This window comes from Actinocrispum wychmicini, assembly GCF_004345645.1.
Lineage (GTDB): Bacteria > Actinomycetota > Actinomycetes > Mycobacteriales > Pseudonocardiaceae > Kibdelosporangium > Kibdelosporangium wychmicini.
In genome coordinates this window covers 122457-142583 of record NZ_SLWS01000020.1, presented here as the reverse complement: position 1 = coordinate 142583, position 20127 = coordinate 122457, and the positions used below count along the sequence as shown (strand labels likewise).

Below are 20127 nucleotides of genomic sequence, written 5' to 3'. Positions count from 1 at the left end.
TTACAGATGTCGCCCAGGACCTCGGTGGCGTGATCGGTCCGCGACGATTCACGTTGAGCCGAGGTCCCTCTTTTCGTGGTTCAGCGAATCTTCTGCCCTGACGCGATGTTCCGCGCAGGGTCCTCCGAATGTTCCAGGAAATGAAGGCGTCATGCGACGCATCCGTACTATCGCCCGTGCCCTGATCGGGGCCACTGTCGTGGCCGGGGGTGTGACCGCCCTCGCGCCTCTGGCGCAGGCCATCACCATTCCGGTGGCGTGCAGTGAGAACGCTCTGGTCGCCGCGGTCAACCTCGCCAACTCCACTCCGACCGCGGACACCCTGGCGCTGGCCGGTGGCTGTACCTATGCCCTCACCTCGGCCCATGGTGGTCTCACCGACGGGTTGCCGGTGATCACCACGCCGATCGAGATGATCGGCCCGGCGACCATCACGCGCACCTCGCTGCTGCCGTTCCGGATCGCCGAGGTCAGCCCGACCGGCAGCCTCACTCTCACCACAATGATCACCCTCACCAACGGCAGCGCCGTGGGTGACGGGGGCGCCATCCTGAACGCGGGCGCGGTGACCCTCACCACAAGCAGCCTGATTGGCAACGTCGCCACCCTCAACGGAGGTGGCCTGGCCAACGTCGACACTCCCGCTCCGGCCACCGCTCCGGCCGCGACCTTCACCAGGAGTGACGTACTCGGCAACACCGCGCTGCTCAGAGGCGGTGGGATCTACAACGGCGTCAGAGGCACGTTGACGACCACCGGTGTCTCCGGCAGCCCGCTGTTCGTCCTCGGCAACACCGGTTCGGAAGGCGGAGGCATCGCCGCGGTCAACTCCACCGCGACCACCCTCACGCAGACCGCGGTGACAGCCAACCACGCGATCCTGACCGCCGGTGGCGTCTACCGCGAAGGCGGGACTATGACCACCACGAGTTCACCGATCAGCGCCAACACCCCGAACAACTGCGTCGGCAGCGTACCGGCCGTACCCGCCTGTACGGCCTGAGCGCTGAGAGCACGGCAAAGTAAGTACAGCCAGGGCGCCGGCGCCCCCGGCTCGGCTATCACAATGTCCACTGTGGTGTCTCCTGCGCCAGGGCCTGGGAAAATAGGCCCTTTGGCGCATCTGGCCCTGTCGTAGGACCCCGCGGAGGTCTACACTGTGGGCGCCATCCGGTTGTCGCGTTGCGTCGAGTCCGAAGAGGGGTCGGCGCAGCGGATCGCGATGGGTCGGGCATCGCCCCGGACCTCGGCGACGTACGTGTCGTAGACGCGCCAAGGAGGTCTCCGGATTTCGTTCGGACAGATCGACAATGTCTGAAGTAGACGGTCCAAAAGCGACTGCGACTCTCGATTGCCCGAGATATTCTTTGGTCTAGCGCATTGAGGAGTCACCATGAGTATGAGCATTGTCGCTTGGATCGTGCTCGGTCTGATCGCCGGCGTCATCGCCAAGTCGCTGTTGGGTGGCCGGGCGAAGCACGGCGTCATCGTCACGATTTTGATCGGCGTCGCCGGGGCGTTGCTCGGCGGCTGGGCGGCCTCGAACGTGTTCGGCATCGCGGTCACCGGAGGTTTCTTCGACCTTTCCACCTGGATCATCGCCATCCTGGGATCGGTCGTCCTGCTGCTGATCTACCACATGATGAACGGTGGCGCGCGCAGCTTCCGGCGCGCGCGTCGATGACCGGCACGCCAATCCGGCCCCGATGGTGGCGAATCACGCACCGGGGCTCACCCGCGACCAGGGACACCAAGATCATGACAAACCCACATCTCGATTCGAACGCGGAGCCCGGTCAGGTCGAGCCGTTCCCCACCGATCGCTCGTCGCCACTCGCCGAGTCCCAGGACCGTCGACAGCAACGGTGGGATCGGATCCGTACGGTTCGGATATCGTGCACGATCGTCAGTGCTATTTGTGGCTTGTTCGCCGTGGTGCTCGTCGCGCACATCATCATGGTGCTGGGTGAGGCGAATCCCGCCAATGGGGTCGCGTCGTTCGTACGCGGTTTCGCCGCCGCGGTGTCTCTCGGATTTGACGGCCTGTTCACACCAGCCAGCGTGAAAGCTCAGGTGCTGCTCAACTATGGCTCAGCGGCGGTCGTGTGGCTCGTCTTCGCCGTCGTGGTGACGGCCTTGATCCGTCGCTTCGCCCTGCCCGGTCCGAGCGGGCTCACCCGCTAGTTCTGTCCATTGTGGTCCGCGCAGCCTGCGGCAGATCCTCGATGAGCGACCGACGGTACTGCGGTATCCGATGGTGCTCCCCGGCAGCCGGGAGCGATAGGGTTGTGGTGTTGCCCAGGACCTCGGTGGCGTAGATGACGAGCCGAGGTCCTTTGCGTGCCGCGCGAGTCCTCCTCGTTCTCCAGGGGAGAAGGCGCCATGCGACGCATCCCCGTCGGCTAGATGTCATCGATCGCCTCGCATCGATGACGACCAGCCGAAGCCTCGGGAGGTGACGCACAATCATGCCTGCCATCGAAACCACGCGACTCGGGAAGACACCGGTCGGCCTGGTGCGACGGCATGGCGTTCCGGCCGCCCAGCTCGCCGTCCACACCGGCGGCCGGACGGTGGCCGTCGCGGGCGGGGATGTCAGTGCCGACGCCAAATTCCCGGTGGGATCGATCACGAAGGCATTCACCGCGTCGTTGGCGATGCTGCAGGCCGCCGAGGGCGATCTCGAATCGCTCTTCGAGCGCTACCAGGACATCGCGGTGGCCGCGGACGAACCGGTGGAATTCCAGAATCCGGCCGTGATCGTCAGTGTCAAACGACTCCCTGTCGACCTGCGGCCCCGGTGACTCCCGGTGGGCGTTCGACTCAATTGTCTGGCTCCCTGGCCGGGCCGCCACGCGACAGGCGGCTGCCCAGCACGATCGTCATTTATGGACCACACCCCGATGAAGCGTGTAGTGTGTCGGGCAAGTGCCCTGGTCCCCGGTGTGACGCCCAACCAACCGAGGGACTCTCATGGCCCAACTCCAGGCAACTCTGATGTCCGTGTCGATCGTGGGGATCGCGGAACCTCATCGAAGCGCGGTCGAGGCCATCCTGCGCGGAGCCCGGCAGGGTCTGTTCACTGTGGCCGAAGCCGAACTGTTGATCGACCGGGTCCGCACTCACGTGACCGTGTCCCCCTTGTCCAATGGGGACAGTCTCCCTGCCGTGGGTGGTGGGCACACATCGGGAGTCCTTCCCGCTGGTCCCGATAGGACGCACTCATGAGCGCGTCCACTGCTGTTCGCTCCCCACCACGACTTGATCGGGATTCGAAGCCGATGGGATCAAGAAGGTGACGCCATGACCGCCGTTCTGCCGGGCTTGCGCTCAGGGACAGAGCTGCTGACCGTCACGGCACAGCCGATCCTGCCGGGTGTGGTCGTGGTCGCGGTGTGCGGCGAGGTCGACTTGTGCACCAGCCCGCTGCTGCGGGACGTTCTGCTTGCCCAGTTGCGGCCCACCTGTGCCCGACTGGTCATCGACCTCGCCGACGTGGGTTTTCTCGGAGTGGCCGGTCTGACCGTCCTGGTCACCGTCCGACAGGCGGCCCTGGCGGCGGGGATCAGGCTGTGCGTGGTTGCCCTCAGCCGCTCGGTGCTGCGGCCACTGACCATCACCGGACTGGACCGCGTGTTCGACATCCACGCCGACCTCGCCCACGCCGTGCGGCTGGGATGACACATCATGCGCAATCGCCGAGTGGCCGAGATCCTGTCGGTGATCTCCCATGGGGACGAGCAGGTCGCTCTGATCGCCAGGCTCTGCGCTGAATGCTTGGCGGCGTTGCCGGTCAGCGGTGTCGGTGTGGCGTTGATGACCACCGACGGACCCAGTGGGGTGGTACTCGCGGCCACCGATGGGCGGGCCCGGCAGTTGGAGGAACTGCAGTTCGCGCTGGGTGAGGGTCCGTGCGTGGAGGCGTCCGGCAGTGGTCGTCCGGTGCTGCGATCAGATCTCACCGTGGCCGGGTCGGCTCGCTGGCCGCGGTTCGGGGCCGCCGTGCTCGAGGCCGGGGTGCACGCCATCTTCGCGTTCCCGCTTCGGGTCGGCGCCATCCGCGTCGGCGTCCTGGATCTCTACCGCGACACCTCAGGGGCGCTCAGCGCCCTTGACCTCACGGAGGCGATGGCGTTCGCCGACGCGGCCACTGTCGTGGCCCTGCACCTGCAGGACCACGACGAGCACGATGGCGCGAACTCCGCGCTGACCGGGCCGATCGACAGCCAAGCCGAGGTCCATCAAGCGACTGGGATGATCACGATCCAACTCCGTATCGGCCTGGCCGAGGCCCTGCTGAGGCTGCGAGCGCACGCGTACGCTTCGGGGCGGACGGTGTCGGCCGTCGCCGCCGATGTGGTCAACCGACGCCTGTACTTCGACGACAGCGAGCCGGGCACCACGACCACGCAGCAGAACCGGCCATGACCCCAACGAGACACAGGCGGTGGGCTCATGACGAGCCGGGAACAACTCCTCGCCAGTACCTTCGTGAGCCTGGCCGACACCCTGGTGGCCGACTTCGACGTCATCGACTTCCTGCACACCCTGGCCACCCGCAGCGTGGAACTGCTGGATGCCGACGCGGCCGGGATCATGCTGGCCGACCCGCACGGTGGCCTGCACGTGATGGCGTCATCCGCCGAGGAAGCCCGTCTGCTGGAACTCTACGAGCTACAGAACAACGAAGGCCCGTGCCTGGACTGCTTCCGGTCCGGACGCCCGGTGGCCCGCGATGACCTGCCCGCAATGCGCATGTCGTGGCCGGCTTTCACCGAGCAGTTGCAGGGGCTCGGGTTCCACTCGGCCCAGGCACTGCCGATGCGCCTACGCGAGGAGACCATCGGGGCGCTGAACCTGTTCCGGCTCGCACCCGGCCGGCTGAGCGAGGCCGATCTGGGTCTCGGCCAGGCCATGGCCGATGTGGCCACTGTCGGGTTGATCCAGGAACGTGCCATCGCCGCCCGCGAACTGTTGGCCACCCAACTGCAGACCGCCCTGAGCAGTCGCGTCCAACTCGAGCAAGCCAAGGGCGTGCTGGCCCAACGCACCGGCCTGCCCATGGACGAAGCCTTCCAACTGATGCGCGCCTACGCCCGCAGCCACAACCGCCGACTCAGTGACGTCGCCACCCAGATCATCGACGGATCACTCGACGAGGATCAGGTCCGCAAGCGTTCGCGAACCTGACCCAAGACCCCGCCTCGGGCGTGACCAGCGCCCACTTGCTCAAGTTGATCGTGTTCCGCCCGCGAGCCCCCTGGGAGAACCTCGGCTTGTCGGTTGGCGTACAGCCTGCTCGTGCGGGTGGCGGAGCGGGCGAGGGCATGCGTTGCCGGCTGGGAAGTCCATCTGCATCCTGTGCTGCCGGGACTGGCCGTGCATGACCGCGTTCACGGCCCATGCGGAAGGTGGAGGGAAGTTGTTGTCGTGTGGCCGGTCTTCTGGGCGAGACGCACGACCAGCTCGCGGACCCCGGCATGGGCGGAATGCCGCCGGGCGACCTGGTGCAGCGGGCGCATCCGGTCACGTACCCGCGTCGAAGTCAGGTTCTCGGCGCAGGCCAACGCTTTCAGGCCGGCATGGACACCCGGGGCGCGGTCGCCGACGATCAGATGGCTCATGGCCAGCGCGATGAAACAGAAGGTCCGGCTGCGGGCCATGTCGTTGCCGTAGCCGCCGATGGCCTCGGTCAGCGCCGGGATCGCGATGTGGGCATGCCGTGCGGCCACGCAACGAGCCAGCTCGGTGTGCACGACCCCGGTCATCGCCTGGAAGTCCGCCTGGGTGAAGAAGCTTTCCCAGCCGGGAACCTGGCCCGAGCCGGCTCGGGCGAGAAGCTCCTGGCCCTCCTGCAGCAATCTGAGTGCCGCGACGTCGTGGCCCATGGCGGCGTGCGCCCAAGCCTGATTCACCGTCAGGATGCTGGCCGCGCGTTCGTCGCCTGCCTCGGTCGTGGTGCGCAGGCCGAGCTGGAAGTACTGCGATGCCTCGGCGGGGTCCTTGTGGTGCAGGCAGATCCGGCCCAGCCGGTAGAAGATGTTCGCGGTCAGGCCGTTGTGGCGGGCGTGTGCGGCCAGTGCAAGCGCCTGGGCGAAATGCACGCGGGCCCGACTTGTCCGGCCGACGTCGAAGCACGCCCAGCCGGTCAGGTTGTACAGGTCGGCCACGGCGACGTGCAGCTGCTCCTGGGTGGTCTCCGTGCTGAGTGCGGTGAGCATCGGCTGCACCCGGTCGACCAACCTGAGCAGGTCGTTGAGGCACGAGCCACCACCGGACTGGTAGTCCACCGCGCGCAGGGCACGCGTCTGTTGCTCCAGCCGTTCGACGTCGGACCTGCCGACCCGGTGATGGGCCCATTCCTCGGCTGAGATGCGCGGTAGGAAATCCGACGAATCTGTTGTGGTCACGACGACGCTCCTGACACACCGAACGGTTTGACCAGTGACCGCCAGGGGCTGGAGCGGGGTTGCGGCAAGGTGCACTCGCATGCCGTACCACCAAAAATGATACAGCCATTGACATCGTTTGTTACTGGGGAGGCGAACGCGGGTTACCGTTGCGGGCGGCGGGTACGCAGCCGAGGGCGCAAGGTGCTGTGCGTGTTCTGGTGTGCGGCAACGGAAACCACGCCCGCGGCGGCCAAGATGTCGGCCGGGCCGTCCGAGTTGGCGCGCCGTGCTGCCAGTATGACTGCGTCACGGCCGGCTTCGGTGGCGGCTTCCGGTGGCACCACCAGCAACGTGATCCGCCGTCCGTCTGATCCTGACACTCGCACGATGTGCTTTTCCTGCGGACGAAGAGTCACCAGTCGAATCGGCTGGCCGTCCACTTCGGTGACCGGGTTCCACGCGGTGGAAGCGAACGCCACCCGGATGACCGGGCCCAGCCGGATGGCGAGTACGTCGGTCAGTGCCGCTAGTTCGTCGGTGAGCTCCCGTGATCGTGGCCACCAGGCGCCGTCGACGTATCCTGTCGGCGGGGCCTTCGGCTTGAGCCTGAGGCGCAGCGACCGCCGCGGTGAGTCCTCTGTGGCCTGGTGGGTGATGTCAGTGTGCGAGCCCGACGTCATGCCGGTGCTCCCGTCCCCGGTCGTCTGACGACCGGCGTGGGGTTCGCCGAGGACGACGCCGGCTCAGCTGCCAGCGTGCGAAGTGCTCTCGGTGACACTGATGCTACACCCGTCGTCATTCGATCATGAATCGGCGGACGAATGGGGTTACCATGAGGGGCACGACCCAGCGATGGGATCCGTGTCCGATCAGTACTGATCGCCCCAGACTCCGGCGGTTGAACTCCATTGTCAACGCCCGGAGGCGATTTCAGTGACTACCGCGGTTCGAACTTCCCCCAGCGCACCCGTCCTGGCGGGTGAGAAGACCCCGATGCAGATGATGCTGGTCAAGGTGTTCGCGGTCGTCCCGTTGCTCGTCCTGGCCGCGGCCGTCCCGGTCGCGTGGGGGTGGGGTCTCGACTGGGTCGATGTCGGCCTGGTCGCGTTCTTCTACACCCTGACCTGCCTCGGCGTGACCGTCGGATTCCACCGGTACTTCACCCACGGCGCGTTCACCGCCACCCGTGGCCTGCGGATCGCGCTCGTGGTCACCGGCAGCTTGGCGATGCAAGGGCCGATCATCGGCTGGGTCGCCGACCACCGCCGAGACCACGCCTTCGCCGATCGGGAAGGGGACCCGCACTCGCCGTGGCTGTTCGGGACCTCGGCGGCCGCCCTGGCCAGAGGGTTCTGGCACGCCCACATGGGACGGATGTTCCAGCGGGAGCGGACGAACGCGGCCAGGTTCGCCCCCGACCTGCTCGCCGACCGTGACCTGGTCGGTGAACTCGATCTGCCACATGATCGGCGCCCGCCCGTACACCGCGAGGGACAAGTCGGCGAACTTCTGGCCGCTGGCCATCGCCGCCATGGGTGAGTCATGGCACAACTCCCACCACGCCGATCCCACCTGTGCGCGGCACGGTGTCGGCCGCGGCCAGATCGACATCTCCGCCCGGGTGATCTGGATCTTCGAGAGGTTCGGCTGGGCCACCAAGGTCCGCTGGCCCAGGGCAGAACGCTTGGCTCGCAAACTCAGGGAAACAGCGAGCGCATGACCGCGCCCCGGCAACCGTCGTCGAACCAGCGAGACGACGCCGAGGATCGCTGGTTCGACGACGGCGGCCGGGTCTTCGAGCGCTGAGCGCACCACCGGCAAGGAGCCGCTTTCATGCTCGACACCGACCAGACCCCAGCCAACCCCCGGGTCGCGCGCGCCGATCTCGAACTGGTGGACGCCTATTGGCGTGCGGCCAACTATCTTTCGGTCGGGCAGATCTACCTGCTGGCCAATCCACTGTTACGTGAGCCGCTGTTGGCTGAGCATGTGAAACCGCGGCTGTTGGGGCACTGGGGGACGACCCCGGGGCTGAATCTGGTGTACGCGCACATGAACCAGCTCATTGTCCGGCGTGGACTCGATGTTCTGTACGTGACCGGGCCTGGCCATGGTGGGCCAGGTCTGGTGGCCAACGCCTACCTGGAGGGCACTTACAGCGAGGTCTACCCCGACATCGGCGAGGACGAAGGCGGCATGCGGGCGCTGTTCCGTCAGTTCTCCTTCCCTGGTGGGATCCCGAGCCATGTGGCGCCGGAGACGCCGGGTTCGATCCATGAGGGTGGTGAACTGGGCTACGCGCTGGTGCACGCGTTCGGCGCGGTGTTCGACAACCCGGATCTGGTCGCGTTGTGCGTGGTGGGTGATGGGGAGGCCGAGACTGGTCCGCTGGCGGCCAGTTGGCACTCGAACAAGTTCCTTAACCCGGTGACCGATGGCGTCGTGCTGCCGGTGTTGCATCTCAATGGGTACAAGATCGCCAACCCGACTGTGCTGGCCCGCATCCCCGAGGCCGAGCTCGCCGCGTTGATGCGAGGTTATGGCTACGACCCACATTTCGTCAGCGGTGACGACCCGGCGACCGTGCACCGACAACTCGCCACCACCCTCGACACAGTGTTCGACGACATCGCGGCCATCCAGCGCGACGCCCGTGCGGGAACCATGGTCCGCCGCCCGGTGTGGCCGATGATCGTGTTGCGTACCCCGAAGGGCTGGACCGGGCCGAAGGAGGTCGACGGCGTCGCGGTTGAGGGCACGTTCCGGGCGCACCAGGTTCCGTTGGCCGAGACCAGAACCAATCCTGAGCACCGCGCCCTTTTGGAAGCGTGGCTGCGCAGCTACCGACCGGAGGAGCTGTTCGACGACTCCGGCCGGTTGCTCCCACACCTGCGGGCTCTCGCGCCAACAGGTACCCGGCGGATGAGCGCCAACCCGCACGCCAACGGCGGACGGTTGTTGCGCGAGTTGTCGATGCCGGACTTCCGCGCCTACGCCGTGCCGGTCCACCGTCCCGCGGTCGAGTCCAGCGAGGCGACCCGCGTGCTGGGGGCGTTCCTGCGCGACATCGTCGCGGCCAACACCGACCGGTTCCGGATCATGGGCCCGGATGAGACGGCGTCGAACCGTCTGGGCGCGGTGTTCGAGAAGACCGACCGGACCTGGAACGCGGTCACCGTTCCAGGCGACGATCACCTGGCCCCCGACGGGCGGGTGATGGAGGTGCTGTCCGAGCATCTGTGCCAGGGCTGGCTGGAGGGCTACCTGCTCACCGGGCGACACGGGCTGTTCAACTGCTACGAGGCGTTCATCCACATCGTCGACTCGATGCTCAACCAGCACGCCAAGTGGCTCAAGACCAGCCTCGGCATCCCGTGGCGGGCACCGATCGCCTCACTGAACTACCTGCTGTCCTCACACGTGTGGCGCCAGGACCACAACGGGTTCTCCCACCAGGATCCCGGATTCATCGACCACGTGGTGAACAAGAAGGCCGAGATCGTCCGGGTCTACCTGCCCCCGGACGCGAACACCCTGCTGTCGGTGACCGATCATTGCCTGCGCAGCAGGGACTACGTGAACGTCATCGTCGCGGGCAAGCAACCCGCGCTGACCTACCTGGATATCGAGGCCGCGGTCGCGCACTGCGCGCGGGGGCTGAGCATCTGGCCGTGGGCGGGCACCACCGACGGCGAACCGGACGTCGTGCTCGCCTGCGCGGGGGATGTCCCGACGCTGGAGACCCTGGCGGCAGCGGACCTGCTGCGCACCCACCTGCCGGACCTACGGGTTCGGGTGGTCAACGTGGTCGATCTGATGCGCCTGCAGCCGGCGACCGAGCACCCACACGGCCTGTCCGATGTGGACTTTGACACGTTGTTCACCGCGGACAAGCCGGTGATCTTCGCCTTCCATGGCTACCCGTCGCTGATCCACCTGCTCACCTACCGCCGGACCAACCACCGCAATCTGCATGTACGCGGCTATAAGGAAGAGGGCACCACGACCACCCCGTTCGACAACGTGATGCTCAACGACCTGGACCGCTTCCACCTGGTGATGGACGTGATCGACCGGGTTCCCACCTTGGGCGCGAACGCGGCGGCGGTGCGGCAGCGCATGGTCGACAGCCGGGTGGCCGCCCGGCGTTACACCCGTGAGCACGGCGAGGACGACCCGGTGATCGCGGGTTGGACCTGGCGCGGGGGCGAGGGCTGACCGATGCGGGTCTTGGTGGTCAATGCCGGGTCGTCGAGCCTGAAACTGCGCTTGCTCGAAGACGACGACACCATGGCGCGCTGGGCCGACGTGGGGCCGGGCGGCCTCGCTGAAGCGTTGTGCGGCTGGCCGGCACCCGATGCCATCGGGCATCGTGTCGTGCACGGCGGTACCCAGTTCACCGGTCCGGCACGGCTCGACAGCAGCGTGCGTGCGAGGCTGATCGCGCTGGCCGACCTGGCCCCGCTGCACCAGACGAAGTCGCTCGCCGCGATCGACACCGTCGCCGCGCTCCTGCCAGGCGTGCCCGCGGTGGCGTGCTTCGACACGGCGTTCCACGCGACCATGCCCGCAGCCGCGGCGACCTACGCCGTGCCGCGCGAATGGCGTGACCGCCACGCTGTTCGCCGCTACGGATTCCATGGCCTGTCCCACGCGTATTGCGCCCGCCGTGTCGCACAGTTGCTGCACCGGCGGCCGGAAGACTTCCGGCTGGTCACGTGCCATCTGGGCGCCGGTGCCTCGCTCGCCGCGGTTCTCGGTGGCCGGAGTGTCGACACCACAATGGGATTCACCCCGCTCGACGGCCTGGTCATGGCGACCCGCTCCGGCACCGTTGACCCTGGGCTCGTCCTCTGGCTACAGGAACACGAGCACCTCACCCCGCAAGAGGTCGCCAACGCGCTCGAGCACCGGTCCGGCCTCACCGCACTGGCCGGCACCGGCGACATGCGCGAGGTCGAGGCCATGGCGGCGGGTGGTGTACCGGCCGCGATCCTCGCTCTCGACGTGTACACCCACCGGCTCGTGGCCGGGATCGCGGCGATGGCGGCCGCGACCGGCGGGATGGACGCACTCGTGTTCACCGGCGGGGTGGGGGAGTACTCGTCCGGCGTGCGGTCGCGGGCGACGTCGATGCTTGGATTCCTTGGCGTCACTGTGGATCACCACCGCAACGCGGGCAACGAAGAGGAGATCACCGCGGCCGGCTCGGCCGTGCGCACATTCGTGGTCACCGCGCGGGAGGACATGCAGATCGCCAAGGAGACCCGGCAGGTGCTGGCCAAAGCGACAGGCAGAGCCCGATGACCGCGCCCGTGCTCGACCGGGTCGCCGGATCGGACGACGCCGGTGTCGTCTTCGCCGCCGTCCGGCCGGTCGCCGACGTGCTGGCGGACCTGGACGTGACCGCCGAGTCGGGTCTGAGCGACGCCGAGGTGACCCGGCGACAGGCCCGGTGGGGGCCGAACTCGGTGGCCTCGCACCGGGCGCGGCCGTTGGCGGTGCTGTGGCACCAGTTGCGGTCCCCTCTGTTGGGTCTGCTGGTGGCCGCGGCCGTGGCGTCCTATCTGGTCGGGGAGCGCGGCGACGCGGTGATCATCGGTCTGATCGTCGCGGTGTCGGTCGGGCTGGGGTTCGTCAACGAGTACCGGGCGGAGAAGGCCGCCGAGGCGTTGCATTCACAGATCCACCATGAGACGGCTGTACTGCGCGCCGGCATCCGGTCCACTGTGGACGTCACAGCCCTGGTGCCGGGCGACCTGGTCGACCTGCGGCTCGGCGGCATCGTCCCGGCCGACCTGCGGCTGACCGCGGCCAGTGGCCTGGAGTGCGACGAGTCCGTACTGACCGGCGAGTCCCTGCCGGTGGGCAAGAATCCCGACCCGGTGGCGCCCGGCACCGCCCTGGCCGACCTGACCGGATGCGCCCTGATGGGCACGGTGGTGCGGGCGGGCAGCGGTACGGGGGTCGTGGTGGCCACCGGGGCGCGCGCGGAGTTCGGATCGATCGCCGCCGGGCTGGGGGTGCGACCACTCGACACCGCGTTCCAGCTGGGGCTGCGCCGGTTCTCGATGCTGCTGGTCTACGTCGCCGGCGCGCTCACGACCGCGATCTTCGTGGCCAACGTCCTGCTGGACAAACCGATCATCGACGCGTTGCTGTTCTCGCTGGCCATCGCCGTCGGCATCACCCCGCAGCTGCTGCCCGCCGTGGTGTCCACCAGTCTCGCCGCCGGGTCACGGCGGATGAGCAAGCGCAAGGTACTGGTCAAACGACTGGTGTGCATCGAGGACCTCGGCGATGTCGACGTGCTGTTCACCGACAAGACCGGCACGCTGACCCAGGGCAGCGTCGAGTACACGCGCGTGATCCCGGTCGACGGTGCCACGCCGGACGAGGTGCTCGGCTGGGGCATGGTGTGCACAGAGGGCGCCGGAGGTGGCAACCCGCTGGACCGTGCACTGTGGAATTCGCCCGCGACCGCAGCCGTCGCGCGCGATCGCCCAGTGCAGGCGGTGCTTCCGTTCGATCACGACCGCCGGATGATCTCGGTCATCACGGACTCGGTACTGGTCACCAAAGGCGCGCCGGAGAGCGTCCTGGAACGTTGCGTCGCAGTGCCCGATGCCGCGCGAGCAGCATTGGCGGGGGAATTCGCCGCGGGCAACAGGGTTGTCGCCGTGGCCACGCGGCCGGCCGGCGATCTGCGGGCGGTGACCCCTGCCGACGAAACCGGTCTGCGCCTGGCTGGATTCCTTGTTTTCCTTGACCCGCCAAAGAAGGACGCGGCGGAGGCGTTGCGCCGGCTGGCCGGTCTCGGCATCGCGGTGAAGGTCGTCACCGGCGACAACGCTGCTGTGGCCGGCAAAGTCTGCCGTGACCTGGGCCTGGGAGAGGGGACCGCGCTCACCGGCGCGGACCTCGACGCCCTCGACGACGACGCGCTCGCCGCCGTCATCGCGGACACGGTCGTGTTCGCCCGGGTGTCCCCGGCGCACAAGGCCAGGATCGTCACCGTCCAGCGCCGCAGTGGTGGCGGCGTCGCGTTCCTGGGCGATGGTGTCAACGACGCACTCGCGTTGCACGCCGCGGATGTGGGTATCTCGGTCGACTCGGCCACGGACGTGGCCAAGGACGCGGCCGACGTGATCCTGTGCCCGAACAGTCCTGCAGCTTCGGCTTGCACTCCGGGTTGCGTACGCAGGAAGTCCAGGCCGGCGACGGCGTCGACCGCCAAGTCGTCGATGCTCGCATCGCGCCAGTCACCGCAGGACGCGCCCACACCGGGCTTGTCGTAGGACAGCACTGCGATCCCAGCGTCCGCCAGGTGTCGGCGGATCGGCGGAAAGTAAGTGTCGTTGTCGCGGTCCGACGATCCGGACCCACCCACCATGACCACGCCCGGAACCGGAATCCCGCGACCGGGAACAGTCAGCGATCCCGCCAACGTCACGTCTGCGCTAGAGAACGTCACGTCGTATACGACCTTATCGGTCGCCATCGTCCCAGTATCCGTACGCCAAGCATGACGTGCTCTCCCGCCGCAAGTCCGGCAGATGCCGTGTGTGATGTGCCTGTACTCGGATTACCCGTCCCAGGGGGTTGATCAGCACAGCCGTGCCGGGCGAAGTGGCTTGTACCAGTGCCTTTGGCTGGTGCGGCCAGCGGGAAGCTGGCCGTCGAGACCCCCGACGAACTTCCGGTCGTGACCACGAGTACCTGACTTCGCTCCAAGCGCGACGACCGGGCGGCGGAGAGCTGTAAGCCTCCACTAGGCGCAGAACGCACTCACATGCCGATGATAGGACGGTTTTGTCAGAGGTCCAGCCACATGATGCGAAGGCCGACGATTCCCTGAGTGGGATGGCGGAACGCTCCAGGGGCTATGCCGAGTGTGAGAAATCCAAGGCTCTCGTAGAGGCGGACGCCGACCTGCGGGTGGGCGACATGCACGCCCTGCCGCGGCAGGACGCGAGCTTCGACGTCGTGACGGGCTTCCGGGGGATCTGGGCGACGACCCCGGACGCGCTGGGTGAGATCCACCGCGTCCTCGTCCCCGGGGGTCCGTGGGACTCACGGTCTGGGGCCACCTCAAGCGGTCGCCGGGTGCGTGGGCGCTGGCGCCGTTCCGGTTCGCCGAGCCCGCCTCGGTCGCCAACCAGGCCGCCATGGTGTCGCTCGGCCGGCCCGGGATCGGCGAGGAGTTGTTGAGCCGCTCCGGGTTCACCGACGTCGAACGGTTCGATGTGCAGTTCGTGTGAGAGTTCGCGGACCCGGCGGCCTACGCACGGGCGCCGGCCGCCACCGGCCCGGCGTACGAGGCGATCCGGGCCGTGGGCGAGGCGGCGTTCGTCGCCGCGACAGAGCGGACGCACGAGTTCGTCCGGGACGGCCTCCCATTGCGCGCGGAGATCGTGGTGGTGGGCTTGCGGGCGAAGAAGGCGCGGTGATGAGGGCACACGGTTTCCTGGACGGCCCGAGGATTCCGCGGCCGCACGCCGTCTGTTCGACGAGGCGTCGCCGAACTGGGGTATGTGATGAACGCGTCCCGCGCGCGTGGGCGCACCAGTCGGAGACGCTCGAGGAGCTGTTCGGTCTGATGCGCTCGGCGACCGCGGACGCGGACCTCGACGGGTGCACCCGCGCCATCCTGGTGGCCGCCTGTGCGTCGGCGTTCGGTGACGCGTACTGCTGGCTGGCGTGGGGGTCCCGGCTCGCCGATGCCACCGACGACCGGGTCGCCGCCGCCCTGCTCCGCGGTGACGACGAGGCGCTGACGCCGTCCGAACGGACGCTGGCGGCGTGGGTTCGTCAGCTGGCCCGCGATCCCAACCGCACCACCGCCGACGACGTGCAGACGATGCGCGACACGGGCCTGTCCGACTCCCAGATCTTCGCGGTCACCGTGTTCGTCGCGCTGCGCCTCGCTTTCTCGACGATCAATGACGCCATCGGCGTGCTCCCGGACGCAGCCCTGCGCACCACCGCCCCCGAAGCGGTCCGCGTCGAGCCGAACACGGTGGACCTCGGCAACCGAGAGCATGAATAGGGCGCTCAGCTCGAGCGAAGAGAAGGCCTCGCCCGCCGACAACGCCAGCACGACCCCGGTGCCGACGGTGGGCGCGGCCGCGGTGGCCCCGACCGCGGCCCCGGTGCCCGCCAGGGCGCTGACGTACATCCGCTCCAGGGTGCGCACGACCTCCGCCGGTGTCGCCTCCGGGTTGTGCTGACGGGCCCGGGCGATGTTCTTGCGCACCAGCGGTGTCTGCAAGCCGATGGCCTTGTCCAGCAGCTCAAGAACCAGCTGTCCCGGCCCGCTCGACACCGGGACCGGTCGTTCACGGGCGTCAGAGGCCACAGCGAGCTCCTTCACGTCGTCAAGCTGTTGCCCAGTCTCGCACCCGCGCGGCCAGAGCCCATCGATCACCCACGCCCGCCGCGTCACGCTGCTAGGCCAGATCTTCACCGGACACAGGCCGTTGTCCTTCAGCAGCTGGACTTCCTGGTACGGGGTTTCGCCGCGGTGGTCGCGCTCGACGGCGTCGACGGCCGGTTTGGCGGCGACCTCGCGGGCGCGTTCGATCCAGTCGGTCATGCTCGGCTCCCCACGGGCTCAGGCGTCGCGGCGCTGTGGTCGAGGTCCTTCCCCGTTCGCTGATGATCTGGTCCGAACCCGGAGCGGTTCAGAACGACCGACGGAAACAGTGGGAGCATGCCCGGATCGGGCGTGCTCCCACTGTGCCTATCCGGCTTAGTGCCTACTTGGCGCAGAAGATCGTCGCCTCCTCGATCCAAGAATTGCCTATCGGCCCCACCGACGACTGGGAAACGAAGTGGGCGGCGTTGGGTGCGACCGTCCGGTTCGGCTCGATGATCTGCAGGTGTGTGCCCGGCGTTTCCGTGCCGCCGGCGAGACCGGTGAGGTGCATCCCGGACGGACAGGTCGGGTCGTTCGGGGTCGAGGTCACGCTCGACCCGTTCGTGACGAACCAGATCTTGAACTGCTGGAAGTCGCCGAACACGGTCGGCTGTGCGCACACCGAGTAGCTGGTGACGGTGTAGGTGCCGGCGAACCCGTCGTCGTCCTCTTGGGCAGAGGCGGCGCTTCCCGTCGGGAAATCTCCGCTTGAGTTGGTGAAGAAACTCAGGTTCACCTGCCCGTTGCCATTATCGATCTTGCCACCGACACCGATCACGGTCCCCAACTTGCAATGCGACACAGCCTGGTCGTTTTCGGTCGACGTCGGTTGGTTCGTATGCGTCTCGATCTGCACGTTCAGCGCGGCCGGGACCGCAGCGCAGAACGGGAACACCTGGAAACCCCAGGCCACCGAAATGCCGAACTGGTCAGCCGCCACGCTGACCCGCAAGCTGTCCCCGCCCGCGGCGTGGATCGGCTGCAGCTCGGTGATGATCGCGTGGACACCGCCGGCCGTCAGCGCGCCGCCCCCGAGTACCCGCTGACCGGGCGGACAGGGCGCGCTGAGGGACTTCGCCGCCAAGCGGTCGGGCGAATAACTGGCGGGAAAGACCTGCACGGAGACGCTGGTCGCCGCTGCGGGCTCGGCTCCCAGCACTTGAACGGCGACGACGGCGAGGCCCATGGCCACGACCGGCGCCCACTTCTTCACTAAACGACTCTGCATGAACACTCCTCAGATCCCAGCGTTCGTCGGCGCTGTATCACCGGTGATCGCGGGCATCGGCTCGGTTGACCCGGATACGCCTGGCGCCAACCTTGAGTCAGATCGGGCCGCTGGGCATCCGTGCCGGCCACGGACCCGGAGATTCCGTGGCCGCCACGGATGCCTCCGCCGACGCCCTTTGGCGATCGGCTGACAGAGCCAGGCCGGCGGGGGACAATCCGGACGTGGTCAATCAGGAGGTACCTGCCGGGGTGGGTATCTCCGCGCGGGAGGCCGAGGTGCTCGCTGCGCTCGGTGAACATCTGACCAACGCCGAGATCGGTGTCCGGCTGTTCATCTCCGTCCGCACCGTGGAGAGTCATGTTTCCTCTTTGCTGCGGAAGTTTCGGGTGGCCGATCGCCGCGCCCTGGCGGTTGTCGCAGCGACCATGCAGCCCGTGCCGGGGACTCGACCGGTCAGGGCTGCGTCAGTCGTCGTGCTGCCGTCGCGGCTGACGCCCTTCGTGGGGCGGGTGGCTGAACGGGCGGCGCTCACCGAGGCGCTCGGCCGGCACCGCCTGGTCACGGCCGTCGGTCCGGGCGGGGTCGGCAAAACCCGGCTGGCTTTGAGCGTCGCCGGTGAGCTGACCGACCGGTTCGCCGACGGCGTCTGGTACGTCGACCTGGTACCGGTGACCGATGCGTCGATGATCGCGCCGGCGATCGCCGGCGTGCTCGGTATCGGAGAGAGCCATGGCCACTCGGTCACGGACCATGTCCTCGGCCGGCTGGCCGAGCGGGAAACGTTGCTCGTGCTGGACAACTGCGAGCACGTGCTGGACGGTGTGGCGGTCCTGCTGGAACGGCTCCTCGGCGGCTGTCCCCGGCTGAGGGTGCTCGCCACCAGCCGGGCCAGGTTGCTGGTGCCCTTCGAATGGGTGTTCGTGGTGCCCGGGCTGTCCGTCGAGGCCGATGACGGTGGCGTGGGGGACGCGGTCGAGCTGTTTGTGGGGCGAGCTGCGGCCGGCGGGAGTCCGCCGATGTCCGAGGACACGAAACGTATCGCCGCTGTCTGCCGGGGCTTGGACGGCATGGCGTTGGCGATCGAGCTGGCCGCCGCCCGGTTCCCGTCGCTGGGGCTCGATGGGCTTGAAGCCGGGTTGGCCGACCGGCTGCGCTTGCTGACCGGCGGATCACGCATCGATGACCGGCATCGTTCGTTGCGTTCGACGCTGGACTGGAGTTACGCGCTGCTGGCCGAGCCCGCTCAGGCGGTGCTGCGTCGGGTCTCGGTTTTCGCCGGCCCGTTCGCCGCGGCCGCGGCGGCGACCGTGGCCGGTTGGCTGCCAGTGCCGGCCGGCGCCGTTCCTACCATCTTGGCCGGGCTGGCCGAGCAGAGTTTGCTGGTCGCGATCGTGGTGCCGGGCGGGACTCGTTACCGCGTTTTGGAGACCATCCGCCAATATGGTGTCGATCGGCTCGAGGAGGCGGGCGAGTCGGTCGAGGCGTTCTCTCATCATCTGAGGTGGTGCCTGGAGGAGAGTGCTGCTCTGGTGTCCCGGGCACCGGTCGATGCTTGGCGGGCCGCGTTCGATCAGGTCGCTGACGAGCTGCGGGGTGCGCTGGCCTGGGCGGAGGGAACCGTGCGATACCGCCCGGAGGCTTACCGGTTGGCGATCGGTTTGGCCGAACTGAGCTTCACCCGCGGGATGCCCGGCGAGTCGCAGCGGCGCTATGAGCAGGCGGCCGAGCTGGCCGCCGACGACCTGGCCGCCGCCGACGCTTTGCGCAGTGCGGCGGGTGCCGCGGAGTCGCGGCATGTCGGCACCGAGGCTCTGCGGCTGCGCCGAGGCGCGGCCGACGCGGCGCTGCGCGCGGGTGATCGGGCGGGCGCGGCTGGTGACCTCGCCCGCAATGCCGAGTTGATCAATCGTGGCCCCGGACTCATGGCTACCGCGCCTGCGGTCGGTGAGGTGGCGGCGCTGATCGCCGAGGGTTGGGCGCTGGCTGGCAGCGACCTGGCCGCGCAGGCTCGACTGCTCACCGCCGAGGCGTTCAACGGCGACATAGCCGATCCGGCCACCGTCGAACTCATCGAGTGCGCTCTTACCCTGTCCCGTCGCATCGGCGACCCGCTGATCGAGAATGCCGCACTGGACCAGCTCACTGCGGTACAGCTGGCTCGGGGGGAGGTCCGTGCCGCAGCGGCCAGCGCGTTGCGGCGCACGGAGTTGCTGGTGTCGATGCCGGTGACGGCGGTGGCCGGGTTGGAGTTCTTCGACAGTTTCGGCATGGCCGCCGACAGCGCTGTCGCCGCCGGCGATCTGCTGGCCGCGAGGAGACTGGCCGAATGCCTGCGAGATCTGCCCTTCCATGCGGAGGAGGGTCACTTGGCCACCGTGCGGCTGCTCGTCGTCACGGCGCTGGCGGGCGACTGGGACGAGACGATCACGCTGGCGGAGCGATTCCGCGAGGGGTGGGAGCGGGCCGGACGGCCCCGTGCGGGCAACCTCAGCGGCGGCGCGTATGCGGTCGCGACAGTGCACGGACTGCGTGGGGACGACCACGGCCGGGCCGCGTGGCTGGACATCGTCGGCGCCCTCACGACGCCAGGACGCCCGGTGTCGGAGATTCACTCCGGCAAGTTCTTCGACGCCTTGCTCCTGCTGCACCGCGGTCAGGTCGAGGAGGCGACGCAGGTGTTGGACATGCCGCCAGAGCAGTTGACGTACTGGTACGCCGAGTGGCGTCCCTGGTATGCCGCGCTGTGGGCCGAGGCGGCCGTCATGTCCGGGCACGAGGACGTCGCAGCCCGCCTACAACGCGCACGCGTGGCGGCGGACGGCAATCCGATCGCGATCGCCGTCGTCGACCGCGCAGCGGCCCTGCACACCGGCGACCGCGACGGGTTGAGCGCCGCAGCCGCCGCCCTGCACCACGCAGGCTGCCGCTACCAGTGGGCCCGGACGCTCGTCCTCATCGGCGGCGAACAACGAATACGCGGCGAATCCGTGCTGGCACGCATGGGCGCCACGCCAACGGTCTGGCCTCCACAATAAGGGGCTTTCCGAGGCGCTGGGCTGCCTCGATCGACCCGGCGGGGGGTCGGT

The 20127-nt window shown here is 68.2% G+C and carries 15 protein-coding genes and 4 pseudogenes; 14 read left to right on the top strand and 5 right to left on the bottom strand.

Going from position 1 to position 20127, the window contains the following annotated elements; all coding sequences use genetic code 11:
- Positions 1-151 precede the first annotated feature (151 nt).
- From EV192_RS51320 to EV192_RS51290, 7 genes are all read left to right on the top strand, one after another.
- Positions 152-1003 (top strand): hypothetical protein, encoded by an 852-nt coding sequence (locus tag EV192_RS51320; RefSeq protein ID WP_132126115.1) that lies wholly within the window; start codon positions 152-154, stop codon positions 1001-1003.
- A gap of 417 nt (positions 1004-1420) precedes the next feature.
- Positions 1421-1684 (top strand): GlsB/YeaQ/YmgE family stress response membrane protein, encoded by a 264-nt coding sequence (locus EV192_RS51315; protein ID WP_341771008.1) that lies wholly within the window; start codon positions 1421-1423, stop codon positions 1682-1684.
- A 239-nt stretch (positions 1685-1923) separates the two neighbouring features.
- Positions 1924-2184 (top strand): hypothetical protein, encoded by a 261-nt coding sequence (locus EV192_RS51310; RefSeq protein ID WP_207926956.1) that lies wholly within the window; start codon positions 1924-1926, stop codon positions 2182-2184.
- A gap of 284 nt (positions 2185-2468) precedes the next feature.
- Entirely contained in the window at positions 2469-2804 is a 336-nt protein-coding gene (locus tag EV192_RS51305) for a serine hydrolase (protein WP_132126113.1), read from the top strand.
- A gap of 499 nt (positions 2805-3303) precedes the next feature.
- A complete protein-coding gene (locus EV192_RS51300) occupies positions 3304-3681 on the top strand; it encodes an STAS domain-containing protein (RefSeq protein WP_132126112.1) in 378 nt (125 codons plus the stop codon).
- 6 nt (positions 3682-3687) lie between these two features.
- On the top strand, positions 3688-4428 hold the full coding sequence (locus EV192_RS51295) for a GAF and ANTAR domain-containing protein (RefSeq protein WP_132126111.1): 741 nt from the start codon (positions 3688-3690) through the stop codon (positions 4426-4428).
- Between the two features lie 27 nt (positions 4429-4455).
- On the top strand, positions 4456-5190 hold the full coding sequence (locus EV192_RS51290) for a GAF and ANTAR domain-containing protein (RefSeq protein ID WP_132126110.1): 735 nt from the start codon (positions 4456-4458) through the stop codon (positions 5188-5190).
- A 203-nt stretch (positions 5191-5393) separates the two neighbouring features.
- Here the strand turns inward: EV192_RS51290 and EV192_RS51285 are convergent, their stop codons facing one another.
- Together EV192_RS51285 and EV192_RS51280 are read right to left on the bottom strand one after the other, a co-directional pair.
- Positions 5394-6515 (bottom strand): tetratricopeptide repeat protein, encoded by a 1122-nt coding sequence (locus EV192_RS51285; protein WP_481730939.1) that lies wholly within the window; start codon positions 6513-6515, stop codon positions 5394-5396.
- 38 nt (positions 6516-6553) lie between these two features.
- The gene (locus EV192_RS51280; RefSeq protein WP_132126108.1) at positions 6554-7072 is read right to left on the bottom strand and encodes a DUF5994 family protein; all 519 of its coding nucleotides are present in this window, start codon (positions 7070-7072) and stop codon (positions 6554-6556) included.
- A 313-nt stretch (positions 7073-7385) separates the two neighbouring features.
- On the opposite strand from EV192_RS51280, the pseudogene EV192_RS51275 reads away from it, so the two are divergent.
- The 4 genes and pseudogenes from EV192_RS51275 to EV192_RS51260 form a co-directional block, all read left to right on the top strand.
- Positions 7386-8112: pseudogene (locus tag EV192_RS51275) on the top strand (acyl-CoA desaturase).
- 113 nt (positions 8113-8225) lie between these two features.
- Entirely contained in the window at positions 8226-10610 is a 2385-nt protein-coding gene (locus EV192_RS51270; protein WP_132126107.1) for a phosphoketolase family protein, read from the top strand.
- Between the two features lie 3 nt (positions 10611-10613).
- Positions 10614-11699, top strand: coding sequence for an acetate/propionate family kinase (locus EV192_RS51265; protein WP_132126106.1), 1086 nt, complete (start codon positions 10614-10616; stop codon positions 11697-11699).
- Positions 11696-13474: pseudogene (locus EV192_RS51260) on the top strand (cation-translocating P-type ATPase); the annotation flags it as partial. The gene EV192_RS51265 and the pseudogene EV192_RS51260, both read left to right, overlap by 4 nt.
- Positions 13475-13542: 68 nt before the next feature.
- Here EV192_RS51260 and EV192_RS57640 read toward each other — a convergent pair.
- A pseudogene (locus EV192_RS57640) lies at positions 13543-13893 on the bottom strand (alpha/beta hydrolase family protein); the annotation flags it as partial.
- Positions 13894-14255: 362 nt separating this feature from the next.
- Here EV192_RS57640 and EV192_RS57635 point away from each other — a divergent pair.
- A pseudogene (locus tag EV192_RS57635) lies at positions 14256-14396 on the top strand (hypothetical protein); the annotation flags it as partial.
- Positions 14397-14458: 62 nt separating this feature from the next.
- Positions 14459-14653 carry a hypothetical protein gene (locus EV192_RS56630; protein WP_243727617.1) on the top strand — a complete coding sequence of 65 codons (195 nt, stop codon included), beginning with the start codon at positions 14459-14461 and terminating at the stop codon, positions 14651-14653.
- A 20-nt stretch (positions 14654-14673) separates the two neighbouring features.
- On the opposite strand, the gene EV192_RS56625 is transcribed toward EV192_RS56630, so the two are convergent.
- The gene (locus EV192_RS56625; protein ID WP_243727616.1) at positions 14674-15987 is read right to left on the bottom strand and encodes a hypothetical protein; all 1314 of its coding nucleotides are present in this window, start codon (positions 15985-15987) and stop codon (positions 14674-14676) included.
- Positions 15988-16150: 163 nt separating this feature from the next.
- A complete protein-coding gene (locus EV192_RS51245) occupies positions 16151-17038 on the bottom strand; it encodes a hypothetical protein (protein ID WP_132126103.1) in 888 nt (295 codons plus the stop codon).
- Positions 17039-17262: 224 nt separating this feature from the next.
- On the opposite strand from EV192_RS51245, the gene EV192_RS51240 reads away from it, so the two are divergent.
- The gene (locus EV192_RS51240; RefSeq protein ID WP_132126102.1) at positions 17263-20076 is read left to right on the top strand and encodes an ATP-binding protein; all 2814 of its coding nucleotides are present in this window, start codon (positions 17263-17265) and stop codon (positions 20074-20076) included.
- Positions 20077-20127: the final 51 nt, after the last annotated feature.

Excerpts from the sequence above, each read along its gene's own strand:
- EV192_RS51320 (WP_132126115.1), top strand. The coding sequence starts at position 152 with ATGCGACGCATCCGTACTATCGCCCGTGCCCTGATCGGGGCCACTGTC.
- EV192_RS51305 (WP_132126113.1), top strand. The coding sequence starts at position 2,469 with ATGCCTGCCATCGAAACCACGCGACTCGGGAAGACACCGGTCGGCCTG.
- EV192_RS51300 (WP_132126112.1), top strand. The coding sequence starts at position 3,304 with ATGACCGCCGTTCTGCCGGGCTTGCGCTCAGGGACAGAGCTGCTGACC.
- EV192_RS51295 (WP_132126111.1), top strand. The coding sequence starts at position 3,688 with ATGCGCAATCGCCGAGTGGCCGAGATCCTGTCGGTGATCTCCCATGGG.
- EV192_RS51290 (WP_132126110.1), top strand. The coding sequence starts at position 4,456 with ATGACGAGCCGGGAACAACTCCTCGCCAGTACCTTCGTGAGCCTGGCC.
- EV192_RS51280 (WP_132126108.1), bottom strand. The coding sequence starts at position 7,072 with ATGACGTCGGGCTCGCACACTGACATCACCCACCAGGCCACAGAGGAC.
- EV192_RS51270 (WP_132126107.1), top strand. The coding sequence starts at position 8,226 with ATGCTCGACACCGACCAGACCCCAGCCAACCCCCGGGTCGCGCGCGCC.
- EV192_RS51265 (WP_132126106.1), top strand. The coding sequence starts at position 10,614 with ATGCGGGTCTTGGTGGTCAATGCCGGGTCGTCGAGCCTGAAACTGCGC.
- EV192_RS56625 (WP_243727616.1), bottom strand. The coding sequence starts at position 15,987 with ATGACCGACTGGATCGAACGCGCCCGCGAGGTCGCCGCCAAACCGGCC.
- EV192_RS51245 (WP_132126103.1), bottom strand. The coding sequence starts at position 17,038 with ATGCAGAGTCGTTTAGTGAAGAAGTGGGCGCCGGTCGTGGCCATGGGC.